General features: G+C 69.2%; 14 protein-coding genes. 2 read left to right on the top strand and 12 right to left on the bottom strand.

Features of this window, described 5'->3' with window-relative positions; genetic code table 11:
- Positions 1-10 precede the first annotated feature (10 nt).
- Together AB0E90_RS30740 and AB0E90_RS30735 are read right to left on the bottom strand one after the other, a co-directional pair.
- Positions 11-664, bottom strand: a complete 654-nt coding sequence (locus tag AB0E90_RS30740) for a response regulator transcription factor (RefSeq protein WP_360413537.1) — start codon at positions 662-664, stop codon at positions 11-13.
- 93 nt (positions 665-757) lie between these two features.
- Positions 758-955: a hypothetical protein gene (locus tag AB0E90_RS30735; protein ID WP_360413534.1), complete on the bottom strand. Its 198-nt coding sequence runs from the start codon at positions 953-955 to the stop codon at positions 758-760.
- Positions 956-1,332: 377 nt separating this feature from the next.
- On the opposite strand from AB0E90_RS30735, the gene AB0E90_RS30730 reads away from it, so the two are divergent.
- Complete coding sequence (locus AB0E90_RS30730) at positions 1,333-2,010, top strand: hypothetical protein (RefSeq protein WP_360413531.1); 678 nt, start codon at positions 1,333-1,335, stop codon at positions 2,008-2,010.
- Between the two features lie 43 nt (positions 2,011-2,053).
- On the opposite strand, the gene AB0E90_RS30725 is transcribed toward AB0E90_RS30730, so the two are convergent.
- The 5 genes from AB0E90_RS30725 to AB0E90_RS30705 all read right to left on the bottom strand — a co-directional run bounded on the left by AB0E90_RS30725 (position 2,054) and on the right by AB0E90_RS30705 (position 8,440).
- Positions 2,054-3,100, bottom strand: coding sequence for an Ldh family oxidoreductase (locus AB0E90_RS30725; protein ID WP_360413528.1), 1,047 nt, complete (start codon positions 3,098-3,100; stop codon positions 2,054-2,056).
- 20 nt (positions 3,101-3,120) lie between these two features.
- On the bottom strand, positions 3,121-4,806 hold the full coding sequence (locus AB0E90_RS30720; protein WP_360413525.1) for a thiamine pyrophosphate-dependent enzyme: 1,686 nt from the start codon (positions 4,804-4,806) through the stop codon (positions 3,121-3,123).
- Positions 4,803-5,672, bottom strand: a complete 870-nt coding sequence (locus AB0E90_RS30715; protein ID WP_360413522.1) for an amidohydrolase family protein — start codon at positions 5,670-5,672, stop codon at positions 4,803-4,805. The genes AB0E90_RS30720 and AB0E90_RS30715 overlap by 4 nt, the downstream gene beginning before the upstream one ends.
- A gap of 113 nt (positions 5,673-5,785) precedes the next feature.
- Entirely contained in the window at positions 5,786-6,982 is a 1,197-nt protein-coding gene (lhgO, locus tag AB0E90_RS30710; RefSeq protein WP_360413519.1) for an L-2-hydroxyglutarate oxidase, read from the bottom strand.
- A 6-nt stretch (positions 6,983-6,988) separates the two neighbouring features.
- Positions 6,989-8,440 (bottom strand): aldehyde dehydrogenase family protein, encoded by a 1,452-nt coding sequence (locus AB0E90_RS30705; protein ID WP_360413516.1) that lies wholly within the window; start codon positions 8,438-8,440, stop codon positions 6,989-6,991.
- A gap of 153 nt (positions 8,441-8,593) precedes the next feature.
- Between AB0E90_RS30705 and AB0E90_RS30700 the strand changes: the two genes are divergently transcribed.
- A complete protein-coding gene (locus tag AB0E90_RS30700) occupies positions 8,594-8,884 on the top strand; it encodes a putative quinol monooxygenase (RefSeq protein ID WP_360413513.1) in 291 nt (96 codons plus the stop codon).
- A 7-nt stretch (positions 8,885-8,891) separates the two neighbouring features.
- Here the strand turns inward: AB0E90_RS30700 and AB0E90_RS30695 are convergent, their stop codons facing one another.
- Genes AB0E90_RS30695 through AB0E90_RS30675 form a run of 5 tightly spaced genes read right to left on the bottom strand, consistent with a single transcriptional unit; the run spans position 8,892 to position 12,316 of the window.
- On the bottom strand, positions 8,892-9,914 hold the full coding sequence (locus AB0E90_RS30695) for a hypothetical protein (protein ID WP_360413510.1): 1,023 nt from the start codon (positions 9,912-9,914) through the stop codon (positions 8,892-8,894).
- Entirely contained in the window at positions 9,907-10,356 is a 450-nt protein-coding gene (locus AB0E90_RS30690; protein ID WP_360413507.1) for a heme-binding protein, read from the bottom strand. The genes AB0E90_RS30695 and AB0E90_RS30690 overlap by 8 nt, the downstream gene beginning before the upstream one ends.
- The gene (locus tag AB0E90_RS30685; RefSeq protein WP_360413504.1) at positions 10,356-11,150 is read right to left on the bottom strand and encodes an alpha/beta hydrolase; all 795 of its coding nucleotides are present in this window, start codon (positions 11,148-11,150) and stop codon (positions 10,356-10,358) included. Before AB0E90_RS30685 ends, AB0E90_RS30690 begins: the two co-directional genes overlap by 1 nt.
- Before the next feature lie 9 nt (positions 11,151-11,159).
- Positions 11,160-11,531, bottom strand: a complete 372-nt coding sequence (locus AB0E90_RS30680) for a VOC family protein (protein WP_360413501.1) — start codon at positions 11,529-11,531, stop codon at positions 11,160-11,162.
- Positions 11,531-12,316 (bottom strand): fumarylacetoacetate hydrolase family protein, encoded by a 786-nt coding sequence (locus AB0E90_RS30675; protein WP_360413498.1) that lies wholly within the window; start codon positions 12,314-12,316, stop codon positions 11,531-11,533. Before AB0E90_RS30675 ends, AB0E90_RS30680 begins: the two co-directional genes overlap by 1 nt.
- Position 12,317: the final 1 nt, after the last annotated feature.

Raw genomic sequence — 12,317 nt, 5'->3', positions numbered from 1 at the left:
GCAACCCCGCTCAGATCCGGTAGCCGGTGCGGGGCACCGTCTCGATGACGGGTGGCTCGCCGAGTTTGGCGCGAAGTCGGTTCATCGTGGCCTTCACGGTGGTGGTGAACGGGTCGGTGGCCGAGTCCCAGACGCGTTCCAGCAGCTCCTCGGCGGAGACGACCCGGCCCCGCGCGGCGAGCAGGCACTCCAGGACGCCCAGCTCCTTGGGGTTGAGCGGCAGGGTGGCGCCGGCCCGGCTGGCGACCCGTCTGGCCGGGTCGAGCGCGAGGTCGCCGTGCACCAGAACCGGCGGCACGGCCGGCTGGCTGCGGCGGCCGAGTGCCCGGATGCGGGCCACCAGCTCCGGATAGGCGAACGGCTTCGGCAGATAGTCGTCGGCGCCGATGGTGAGCCCCTGCACCCGGTCGGCGATGGCGCCGGCGGCGGTCAGCATGAGCACCCGGGTGCGGACCGGCTCCCGCATCAGCCGGCGGCACACGTCGTCGCCGTGCACGCCGGGCAGGTCCCGGTCGAGCACGACGACGTCGTAGTCGGTCTCCGCGGTGCGTTCCAGCGCCGCTGTCCCGTCCGGGGCGACGTCGACCGCCATGCCTTCGCGCCGCAGCACCCGCGCCACCGAGGCGGCCAGCCGAGCATGATCCTCCACCACCAGGACTCTCATCCGTCTCCCCCGGGCTCGGGCCAAGCCTACGAGGGAGATAGTCACACGCCCGTCACACCCTCTTCCTGGTCGTCCGCCGTTGCCCCACCCGGTTCATCGCCTGATGCCGAGCGGGCCGGCTGACACCGGGACCCATGGTTCCGGCTTTGGGTTTGCGTGGTCGGCGGATGCGGTGAGGCCGGGGATGACCTCGTCCGGCCGATGTGGTCCGGACGGTTCCGCGCCGAGCCGGGTGCGGGTGACGCGGGCCAGTTCCTCGGCCGCCGCGACCAGGGGCTGCGCCTCCGGCATGCGGGCGAGCTCGTGGGCGCGGCGCAGGGCCTCCCGGTCGATATTTCCGGTAGCTGCGGATGCGCCGGCCTGCCGGTGACCGCAGTGTGCCTCGTCCCACGGCGCCGGCAGCAGGCTGGTCGTGCTCGGCTATCGCGACCTCGACCTATGCGGCCCCCGCAGGTCCGCCTGGACGGCGTGCCGCTTCCGGTCACGAACGTCGGGAACGCGGTGACAACGAACATCAGGTACGCCTCGCAACCGCCACGATCACCGTCGGCGTTGACTGAACCTGCGAGTGGCGCGCACGCTCGGAGGCAGACGAAGGTCCCGATGCGGTTGGCGGCCTGGCGGTGCACATCCGAGAGCAATGTGCCCACGCGGACGAGGACAGTGCGATGACTAATCCTGAGAGCGGCCATTACACACCCGCCTGGCGCCGCCGGACTCTAGGTGAGCGCCGTTGGTCGGCCACTGCAGCGAGCGCCGTTATTGCGGCAATCACCTGGGCTTCGCCGGAGATGGCCATCGGTCCACGTTGGCTGCTGCCGGCCGCAGAGATGGCCTTGTTGCTGACTGTCGTCCTCGCGAACCCAGGTCGGGCAGATCTGTCACGTTGGCTGCGCAGCCTGGAACTGTCACTGCTCGCCGTCAGCGCCACGGTGATCGCATTGTCGATCGGCAGGGTGCTGCATCAGATCTGGACGACACCGGCGAAGGCCGACGGCCACCATCTACTGCTCAGTGGCGCTGCGATCTGGGTTACCAACATTCTGTTCTTCGCCCTGACCTACTGGCAGGTGGACAGGGGTGGACCAGCCGCGCGGGCGCATGGAATCAACCCCTACCCTGGCATTCTTTTCCAGCAGATGAGCGAGCCGGACCTAAGTCCAAGCGATTGGGAGTCGCGCTTCGGCGACTATCTCTATTTGTCCTTCACGAATGCGGCCGGATTTGGCCCGGGGGATACAATCCCGCTCGCCCGATATGCTAAATACCTGATGATGCTGCAGGCCGCGTCATCTCTGATCATCGTCGTTCTGATTGTTTCGCGCGCCGTCAATATATTGGCCTGATAACGGTCGGAGACGTAGCTCTGAATCCCCATTTTTATCTCGTTCACTCCGGCTTCGGGACGGTGACGCCTAGTTTGTCGGCGGCCACCTCCAGCTCGGCCCAGACCTTCGGGCCGACCGGGACGCCGGTCGCCGCGCGGGTCTCGGCCACCGCGGCACTGTGCTCGCCCGGGTAACGGATCTCGGTGGAATCGTTCGCCCGGGGCAGCGCGTGCACGGTGTCGAGGGTGGCGGTGACCGCCGCGACGAACTCGGCCGGGTCGCCGAACGCGGCCGGGTCCAGGGCGATGAGCAGGGCGTTCTGCCGGTGGGCGCGGCCGTGCGGGCCGCCCGCGTGGAACGACGAGACGATCGGGGCGCCGACCAGGACGCTGGTCAGCAGCTCGAAGACCAGTGACATGCCGGCGCCCTTGGCCCCGCCGAGCGGCAACGGCATCTTGGCCAGCGCCGGGTCCGTCGTGGGGGTGCCGTCGGCGGTCGCGGCCACGCCCTCGGGCAGTTGCTGGCCGGCGTTGCGGTATTGGGCGATCTTGCCGAGCGCGATGCCGGCGGTGGCCATGTCCAGCAGCACCGGCGGGCGGCCGGCGGCGGCCGGCACCGAGATGGCGAGCGGGCTGGTGGCGACCGCGGCGCCGGTCACGCCCGGGTAGCTCATGTTCGGCATGCCGGCCACGAACGCGATGCCGATCAGGCCGGCGTCGGCGATCTGCGAGGTGTAGTAGCCGATCGCGCCGGTGTGGACGGTCCGGCGCACGCCGACCGCGCCGATGCCGCCGGTGCGGGCCCGGCTGATCGCCTCGGCGGCGGCCGCGGTCAGGGCGACCGGGCCGGGCGCGCGGTCGGCGTCCAGCACGGTCACGCCGGCGGCGCTGCCGGCGAAGGTCATCGACGGCGCCGGGTTGGCCTCGCCGGAGTCGAGCAGTTCCAGGTAGCGCGGCACCCGGGCCACGCCGTGCGAGTCGACGCCGCGCAGGCTGGCCCACATCAGCACGTCGGTGATCGTGCGGGCGTGCGCGGGGTCGGGCACGGCCGAGGTGAACAGTTCGGTGAGGAAACCGCGCAGGTCGGCGGCCGGGATCACGACTGGCATCGGGGTCTCTCCAGAGGGGGTCAGCGTGAGACGTGGACGTCGACGATCGCGGTGGTGCCGTTGCGGACGGACTTCAGGGCCCGGTCCAGCGCCGGCGCCAGCTCGGACGCCTGGGTGACCGTCTCGCCGTGCATGCCGAACGGCTCGGCGAACGCGGACAGGGGCGGCTGGGTGGACAGGTCGTTGCCCAGGAACTCGCCGGTCTCGACCGCCGCGCCCCGCGGGTAGAAGCGCAGGTGGTTCATCTTCATCGAGCGGTACTCGTGGTTGTTGAACACCACGATCAGCAGCGGCAGGTTGTTGTCCTTGGCGGCCTGCAGCGACGGGATCACCGGGTTGTAGAGGAATGCGCCGTCGCCGATGGTCAGCACGACCGGGCGATCGGCAACGGCGAGCTTCACGCCGAGCGCCACGGCGAGACCCTGGCCCAGGCCGCCCTGCACGTAGAAGTAGGAGTCCGGGCGGGTGAGTTGCAGATGTCGCTGGACGAGGCGGCTGTGCGTGATGGTCTCGTCGACATAGATCGCATCGTCGGCCAGCCCGCGCAGCGCGGCCACGACCTGCACCGGGTCGAGCTCCGCGGCCTTCTCCTCGGCGGCGCGGACCGCCGCGGTCTCGATCGCGTGATGGTCGGCAACCCCGGGCCGGGTGGGTGCCGGACCGGCCTGCGCGGCCAGCTCGCGCAGCGTCGCCGCGACACCGCCTTCGAGGTACGCGTCGGCCCGCAACACCTGGTAGACGGTGTGCGGCCGCTGCGGCACGTCGTCGACGACCACGATCCGGGCGCGGGCGGGCCTACGCGACGGCGGGTAGAACGGCGCCCGGCAGTTGACCAGGATGATCAGGTCGGCGGCGTCGACCCACGGCTCCAGGTCGCCGCCGGCGTGCAGCTCGTGGTCGCGCGGGAAGTTGGCGCAGACCGCCGAGTTGGGCTCGACGACCGGGATCCGGAACGCCTCGGCGAACGCGACGAGCGCCGCCATCCCGTCCTCTTCGCGCCCGGCCGTCTCGGTGACGATGACCGGATTGGCAGCTTCGCGGATGAGATCTAGAACTGCCGAGATATCCGATGGAGAGCTTACGGTCGTTCCCTTGGCCACCACCGGCTTGACCGTTGTAGAAGAGTCCCAGGGCTCGAGCAGAACTTCGAGCGGAATGTTCAGGTAGACCGGCCCGGCCGGCGCGCGCGATGCGAGTTCGAGAGCCCGGGTCACCATCGTGGGCAGCGTGTGCACGCTGCCGGCCTGCGTCGCCCACTTCGTGAACGGCGCCGCCATCGTGTGCGGGCCGCCCACCACGGACAGGTTGCGGTACCACTGGCCGCCCGGGTCGGGACCCGGCCCGTCCCCGTAGGTGGTCGACTCGGAGGAGGCCACCACCATCGGCACCCCCGCCAGCAGCGCCCCGTGGATGGCGACCGACCCCTGCAGCAGGCCGGGACCGGCGTGCAGCAGCACGCCCTGGCCGCGCCGGGTGACCAGGCCGTAGCCGGTGGCCATCCCGACCGCGACCGTCTCGTGCGTCAGATCCAGATACGACGGGCACGGCAGCCCGTCGCGGTGGCGGCGAGCGATCGATTCCCACACCGGCGCCCACTCCGAGCCCGGCGAGGAGAAGACGTAGTCGGCGCCGGCCGCCGCGAAGGCCTCGATGACGGCGTCGCCACCGTCGGTCCGCGCCTCGGCCCCGGCGCCGCCGCCAGTCACTTCGCCGGCTCGCTGATCGGCCAGTCCAGGCACTCGCAGATGCCCCGGCCCATGATCCATTCGAGTTCCTCGGGGGTGAAGTCGAAGTGCTTGGTGAACTGCTCGATGGTTTCGACGTAGCTCAGGCCGTGCCCGAGCAGCCGGGTGATGTCGGTGCCCCAGAAGCAGCGCTCCGGGCCCATCTTGTCGACCATCTCACGCACGTACTTCTCGATGTTCAGATTGGGGAACGGCGCGGTCGAGTAGCCCGGCAGCGCCGACACCTTCACGTAGATGTTCGGGTAGTTGTGCAGGTCGGCCGTCTCCTGCACCCAGTAACCGATGGCGTCGTCGACGCACCGGGCCATGATCCCCATGTGGTCGATGATGATCTTCAGGCCGGGGTGACGGCCGGCGATCTGGCCGAGTTCGGCCTTCCACACCGGGGCGTGCACCATCGTCGGGATGTTCAGCTCCTCGGCGATCGGCCAGTACCAGTCGTTGGTGCCGTCGATCATCCAGTTGCGGTCCTGCGGGCGGTGGAAGGTCAGCCGGGTGCCTTTGATGTACGGGTTCTGCGCGAAGTCCTTGAGCATCGCCGTACCCTCGGCCGGTTTGTTCTGCGGAATGCGCGCCATGATTCCGAAGCGTTCCGGATAGGCCTCGCAGGCCTCCAGGGCGTAATCGATCCGGTTGCCCTCCCACGACGGGGGAAGGATCAGCGCCCGGTTGACGCCGGCGTCGTCCATCAGCTGGAGGCATTCCTCGTAGCTGAACGGGTCCTCGCGGTGGCCGTTGAGGCGGATCCGCTCGCGGGCGCCGGGGACCCACGGGCGATCCGGGGTCTCCTCCTTCCAGATGTGCACCTGGGAGTCGACGACGAACATGGGCTTCTTCCTTCCTGTGCCGGCCTTTCGGCCGGGGCGTATTTCGACGCTAAATGGGAGAACGGCTCGTGCGGAGTCCGTGGCGTGCAAGCGGTTCTTGCACGAAATGACGGTCAGCGGCCGTCGAGAACGTTCACGACGTGTTCGGCAATGGCCATGCTCGACGTGGCGGCCGGCGACGGCGCATTGCGTACGGCGGTGACCGCCCCGAGCCGGTGGATGCGGAAGTCGTCGACCAGGCTGCCGTCACGATCAAGAGCTTGAGCACGTACGCCGGCGCCGGCCCGCACGACGTCGGCCGGCCCGATCTCCGGCACATAGCGGCGGGCCGCCCGCATGTAAGCATTCTTCGAGAACGAGCCGTACAACTCGCGGATCCCGGTGCGCCAATGCCGCCCAGCCATCCGCCACGACCCCGGCCAGCCGGCGATCCCGGCGACGTCGCGCGGCGAGAAATCGCGCAGCCGATAACCCTCGCGGGCGGTGGCCAGGACCGCGTTCGGGCCCACCTCGACCGATCCGTCGACCCGCCGGGTGAAATGAACCCCCAAAAACGGATAACGCGGATCGGGTACGGGATAAATGAGCCCGCGAATCAGGTGTGTTTTCGCCGGCACGACTCGCATGTATTCGCCGCGGAACGGAATGATCCGTGGCTCGGCGGCATCCCCGGCGAACCGGGCGACCAGGTCGCTCTGAATGCCGGCGCAGACGATCAGCTCGTCGACCGGGACGATGCCGGCCGGCGACGTGACAGTGAGCCCGCCGAGCGAGCGCGCGACGCCGGTGACCGGGAAATTGAATCGCACCTCTCCCCCGGCCGCCGTGATGTCGCCGGCAAAGGATTCGGCGATCCGGACGTAGTCGGTGATCGCGGTCTTCGGCGAATAGAGCGCGGCCAGGCCGGTCGCGTGCGGCTCGAGGTCACGGATCTCGTCCGCCCCGACCCGTCGCAGCCCCGGCACCAGGTTGATCCCGGCCCGGGCGGCGAGGGCGTCGAGCCGGGTCACGTCGTCCGGCGTGACCGCGACGACCAGCTTGCCGCACTCGTCGTACGGCAGCTTGCGATCGTTGCAGTACTCCCGGAGCATCGCGCCGCCACGCGTACACATAAGTGCTTTGAGGCTTCCGGGTTGGTAGTAGATCCCGGCGTGGACGACTCCGGAATTGTGGCCAGTCTGATGGACCGCGACCCGGTCCTCCTTCTCCATCACGACCACGCGAGTTCCAGAACGCCGCCGGATGAGTTCTCTACCGATCGCCAGCCCGACGATGCCGGCGCCGACGATCCCGATGGTCCGGTCCGCCACGCTCGCTCACCGCCCGAAGTGGACGGCGACGGATTTGACCCGGGTGTAGAAGTGCAGCGCCTCGGTCCCCTGCTCCTTGAAGGCCGACCCGGAGTTCCGGAAGCCACCGAACGGGTGGTGCACGTCCCAGCCCGAGGTCGTGGTGTTGACCGCGATCTGCCCGCAGTCGACCTCGTCGGCGAACCGGTAGGCGGCCTCGAGACTGTCGGTGAACACCGCCGCCGCCAAGCCGTAGTCGGAGTCGTTGACCAGCGCGATCGCCTCGTCGAGGCCGTCGCAGGCGCGGACCGCGAGGACCGGCCCGAACACCTCGTCGCGCCAGATGTCCATCTCGCCGGTGACACCGGCCAGGATGGTCGGGTTGACGTAACAGCCGTTGGCGAGCTCGCCGGCCGGGACGTCGCCGCCGAGCTCGACCTGCGCGCCCTGTTTGACAGCGGCCACGATGTGCTGGAGCACGCCGTCCTGCTGGTTGCGGCTGACCAGCGGTCCGACGTTGGTGGCGGCATCCTGCCCCGGCCCGAGCCGCAACGCGGAGACACGCGAGCGCAGCAGGTCGAGGAACGCATCGTGCACGGACCGGTCGACCAGCACCCGGCTGGTGGCCGTGCAGCGCTGCCCCGCCTGCCCGAACGCCGCGGCCACCACGGCGGTCGCGGCGGCGGCCAGGTCGGCTCCGGCGAGCACCACGGAAGCATTCTTCCCGCCCAGCTCGGCCTGGAAACGGACGTTGCGCGGCGCGACCCGGGCCCGCAGCCCCTCCCCCACCTCGTTGCTGCCGGTGAAGGTGAGCGCCGCGATCCGCGGATCGTCGAGCAACGCGTCGGAGATCTCCGCGGTGCGCCCGGTGACCACGCTGAGCACACCGGCCGGCAGCCCGGCGTCGTGCAGCGCGTGCGCCAGGTAGAGCGCCGAGGTCGGCGTCTCGGAGGCGGGCTTGAGAACTACGGCGTTGCCCGCGGCCAGCGCCGGCGCCAGCTTGCGGGCCGGGGTGATCAGCGGGTCGTTCCACGGTGTGATGGCCAGGACCACGCCGATCGGCTCGCGCTGGAACGAGGTGCGGGTGTCCGGGCGGACGTCGTGGACCAGCGACCCGTACGCCTCCCGGGCCTGCCCCGCGTAGTAGTCGAAGAAATCGGCGGCCTTCTCCACCTCGACACGCGCCTCGCCGAGGGTCTTGCCGTTCTCGGTGACCACGCCGAGGGCGATCTCGGCCGACCGCACCCGCAGCAGCGACGCGGCGCGGGCCAGGATCTTTGCCCGGGCCAGCGCCGGCGTGCGCCGCCACGTGGCGAAACCGGCCGCGGCGGCGGCGTAGATCCCGGTGACCTGGGCCGCGGTGAGCGCCGGAACCCGGACCACCGGCTGCCGCACGTCCACCGGGTCGAAAACGTCCACCCACGTCCCGGACCCGGTCCACTCGCCGCCGGCCAGTGTCTCCATGGTTCGCACGAACATCACCACTCCTCGGATCGCATTACGCCGAATTCTAGGAACGCGAATGGTGGTCAACAATGCGGTCGGCGGCATGCATTGCTTGCATCGCGCGCACTGAACCCGGCGGCCGAAATCTGATGGAATTCCAGGGCGAAAAGACCCTTGGAGGATCTCATGCCGTACGCGGTGATCGCCCACTACCGGTGCTCGGCGCAGGAGGCCGCGCTCATCCGGGACGCCCTGCTCACGATGCGGGAGCACACCCGTGCGGAGCCCGGCAACCTGGCCTACGAGGTGCACGCCGAGGAAGGCGCCGAGCCGCCGGCGTTCATTCTCTACGAGCAGTACACCGACCGCGCCGCATTCGACGCGCACACCGCCTCGGAACACTTCGCGGAATACATTCTGGGAACGGTGCGCCCGCGCCTGACCGACCGCACCGTCCTGTTCGCCGAGACGCTGTGAGGTGAGGCTACAGTTCGTTGCCCCAGCACATGCGGGCGATCGTCTCGACGTGGATCAGCTTCCGTTTCTGCTCCTCGATGCCGATCGATGGGCCGTCGGCCGTCGGTGCGAAACCGGCCGCCGGGCTGACCGCGATGTCTTCCAGGTCGCGGATCCCGAACGCGACGTCCATCCGGTCCATGATGGCGTCGATGTCTTCGAGTTCTACCACTGTCGGGTCGACGATCCCCAGGCAGACGTCCTTCGAGCTAGGCACGGCCCGCAAGAGTTCTACTTCGGCGGCGGCACCGTTGTAGTACGGCAGCAGCCACCGATCTACCGGGACCGACGCGAACAGCTGCGACGCTACGGCCGCGGCGACCGAGTCGGGGGTGCGGACCGCCGGGCACAGGCCGATTCGCACATCGTCGGGCTTGGCGGCTGGGATGGCGAGCGAGTCGATCGCGATCGCGTCCGCCAGCGACAGCCCGGGGAACGACCCGCCGTTCAGCGCCGCCGCGTAGAGGTGGTTGTCCAGCTGGATGTATCGGACCCCACGCGCCAGGATCGCCTCGATCTCGTCGCGAACCAGAAAGGCGAGCGCCTCACCGAGTTCCCGCGCGCTGCCGAACGGCGATCCGGCCGCGGGGTCGAAGCACTGAGCCGCCAGGAAAGCCGGCGACGGCAGAGTCGCCTTGGCGGGAATCACGGTCTGCGCCGCCACGGCCGCCGCATCGTCAGCGACGAGAGACGCGTGCGGCTTCAGCTCGTCGACCGCAACCCAGCCGCCACCGTCGGCGCGCCGGAAGCCGCTCATCGCGTCGAAAACGGCCGAGCCGAGTGACGAGCGCCGGAACTCGCCGTCGGTGACCGCGCTCAGGCTGAGCTTGCGCTGCATGCGTACGGCCTCGGCAATTGCCTGGTCCTCGGCGGACCGCAACTCGTCCGCCGAGATCTCGCCGGCGGCGCGGCGTTGCCGGGCGGCGATCAGCTCGGCCGGCCGCACCAGGCTGCCATGATGATCGATCCGGAATTTGTGGGTGTCAGCCATTGCGGGGCCCTCCCCACGCCTGGAACTGCAGTTCGTAGCCGAGCGCACCGAGAACCTCGTCGCAGACCTGCTGGTCCTCCTCGCCGGTGCCGCCGGAGATGCCGAGGCCGCCGATGACCTCGCCGTCCCGTTTGATCGTCACGCCGCCCTCGGTGGCCACGATCGGCTGCGCGCCCATCGTCGACAGCGACGCGAAGAAGCCGGGGTTGCTCTCCGCCCACGCCTTGAGCATCCGGGTCGGCCGTTCCATCACCGCCGAGCTGTAGGCCTTGGCGATCGCGATGTTCGGGGTGAGCGGCCGCGCCCCGTCGGAGCGTTTGACGCACAGCAGGAATCCGCCGGCGTCGACGACCGCGATGCTGAGCGCCTTGCCGAGGCCGGTGCCGGCTTTCTGGCAGGCCTCGACGATCTCGTCGGCATCGGCCAGGGTGAGCTTGGGCATCAGTCGACCTCCGCATTTCGGGTGAGGGGGATGATCGCCTCGCGGATGCGGGTCACGGCGGCGTTGAACAACGCCGGCGCCTCCCAGTACATGGAGTGCGGCGCGTCCGGGATCAGTTCCAGCGCCGAGCCCTTGACCAGCTCGTGCGCCCGCCGGACGGTCGCCGCGCTGAGCACCGCGTCGTTCTCGCCGGCCAGGAAGGTGATCTTCAGGCCGGAGCCGGCGACCTCGTCGATGGACGGCCCGCCGGTGGAGAGGTTGCGCAGGTCCGCCATCTTGGCGACGTTGAACGTGCCCATCTGCTGGAACAGGAACGTCAAGGCCGGCTCCGCGCGCTGAAAGGAGGCCGACAACAGGCGGTCCAGAACGGGAAGTTTCACGGCTTCGGCTCGGTCGGCCGCGACGAGTGACGAGAGCGCCGGGTCGGCGATCCCGCCGAGCGAGTGCGCGAGCGCGACCCCGGAGACGCGGGAGGGGCGGGCGAGGCCGGCGCGCAGCGCCGCGACCGCGCCGATCGACTGCCCGACCAGCAGCACGTCGGTGAGGTCCTCCTGGTCGAGCACCGCGAGGATGTCGCCCGGGAAGTCCTGCCCGTCGAACTCCGGCATGGACGAATCCGAGTTCCCGAAGCCGCGCAGATCGACGGTGACGACGGTGAATGTGCCGCGCAGCGCGGCGACCTGCTGCCACCAGGCGGCGTGGTGCCCGCCGGAGCCGTGCACGAACAGGATGGCCGGCCCGGCGCCGTGCCGTTCGTAGTAGATGGAAACCCCATCCGATGTGGCGATGCCCATGTCGCCTCCTTAAGCCGGACGGTTGCCGTGATAGACGAGCTCGATCATGGTGTGGTCGGGGTCGTGGATGTAGCAGAACTTCGATTTGTTCTCCGGCCGCTCGACCGGCCGGGTGTGCCGGATCCCGAGCTCGGCGAGATGGGCGAGGAATCCGTCCCAGTCGTCCACCTCGATGGCGAAGTGATAGGGCGCCATCCGGTCCATCTCCTCGACCGGGGTGAAGTGCAGATCGAAGTTGCCGCGGGTCATCAGCACGACCTTGGTGTTGCTCTTCGGCTGGATCGCCTTGAGCCCGAACACCTTCGTGTACCACTCCTTGGTGCGCTCGGGATCGGTCGTCGGAAAGTTCACGTGGTGGATGTAGCGAGGTTTGTTACTCATCAGGGCGCCTTTCCGGAAAGGACGGGATTGCTGAGCACGCCGATACCGCTGATCTCGATGTCGACGACGTTTCCCGGTTCCAGCTGGACGGTGGCGTCGGCCCCCATCCACAGCACGTCGCCGGGGTGCATGGTGATGTATTTCGTGGTCTCGACGATGAAGTCGAACGGGTCGAAGACCATGGCGCCGGTGGCGAACTTCGCGCGGACCGAGCCGTCGACCCGCACCGTGGTGGTCTGCGCCATCGGATCCACCGAGGTCTCGATCCACGGGCCCATCGGCTTGAACGTGTCGCTGTTCTTGCTGCGCCAGAACGTGCGATCGGCATTCTGCCAATCACGAGCGGAAACATCATTGCCGATGGTCCAGCCGAAGACGCTTTCCTGCGCTTCGGCCCGCGAGGCCTTTTTGAGCGTACGGCCCACCACTGCCACCACCTCAGGTTCGGCCTCGAAGCGGTTCTCGATCTCAGCGGGCCGGACGATCGGCGACAGGTGCCCGACGAGCGCGTTGTTCGCGCGATAGCCCACCTCGGGCCGCTCCGGCAGTTGCGCGGCGGCGTAACCGTGAGCCAGAGCGTGGGAGATGTGGCTGCGGTAATTGAGTCCGACCGCATAGAAAACCGGCGGCACGATCGGCGGCAACCACACGGCGACGCCGGCCGGAACGACTCGGCCGTCGGGCCGCCCACCCGCCAACGGAGATCCGTCGAGCAGGCGGATCACGTCGTCCTCGACGAGACCGAAGACCGACCGGCCGTCGACAAGAATCCGGCAATAGCGCACC

Source organism: Actinoplanes sp. NPDC026619 (genome assembly GCF_040638295.1).
In the GTDB taxonomy this organism is placed as follows: Bacteria; Actinomycetota; Actinomycetes; order Mycobacteriales; family Micromonosporaceae; genus Actinoplanes.
This window is presented reverse-complemented; position numbering and strand designations above follow the sequence as displayed.

Excerpts from the sequence above, each read along its gene's own strand:
- AB0E90_RS30730 (WP_360413531.1), top strand. The coding sequence starts at position 1,333 with ATGACTAATCCTGAGAGCGGCCATTACACACCCGCCTGGCGCCGCCGG.
- AB0E90_RS30680 (WP_360413501.1), bottom strand. The coding sequence starts at position 11,531 with ATGAGTAACAAACCTCGCTACATCCACCACGTGAACTTTCCGACGACC.
- AB0E90_RS30690 (WP_360413507.1), bottom strand. The coding sequence starts at position 10,356 with ATGCCCAAGCTCACCCTGGCCGATGCCGACGAGATCGTCGAGGCCTGC.
- AB0E90_RS30740 (WP_360413537.1), bottom strand. The coding sequence starts at position 664 with ATGAGAGTCCTGGTGGTGGAGGATCATGCTCGGCTGGCCGCCTCGGTG.
- AB0E90_RS30705 (WP_360413516.1), bottom strand. The coding sequence starts at position 8,440 with ATGTTCGTGCGAACCATGGAGACACTGGCCGGCGGCGAGTGGACCGGG.
- AB0E90_RS30715 (WP_360413522.1), bottom strand. The coding sequence starts at position 5,672 with ATGTTCGTCGTCGACTCCCAGGTGCACATCTGGAAGGAGGAGACCCCG.
- AB0E90_RS30685 (WP_360413504.1), bottom strand. The coding sequence starts at position 11,150 with ATGGGCATCGCCACATCGGATGGGGTTTCCATCTACTACGAACGGCAC.
- AB0E90_RS30695 (WP_360413510.1), bottom strand. The coding sequence starts at position 9,914 with ATGGCTGACACCCACAAATTCCGGATCGATCATCATGGCAGCCTGGTG.
- AB0E90_RS30700 (WP_360413513.1), top strand. The coding sequence starts at position 8,594 with ATGCCGTACGCGGTGATCGCCCACTACCGGTGCTCGGCGCAGGAGGCC.
- AB0E90_RS30725 (WP_360413528.1), bottom strand. The coding sequence starts at position 3,100 with ATGCCAGTCGTGATCCCGGCCGCCGACCTGCGCGGTTTCCTCACCGAA.
- AB0E90_RS30735 (WP_360413534.1), bottom strand. The coding sequence starts at position 955 with ATGCCGGAGGCGCAGCCCCTGGTCGCGGCGGCCGAGGAACTGGCCCGC.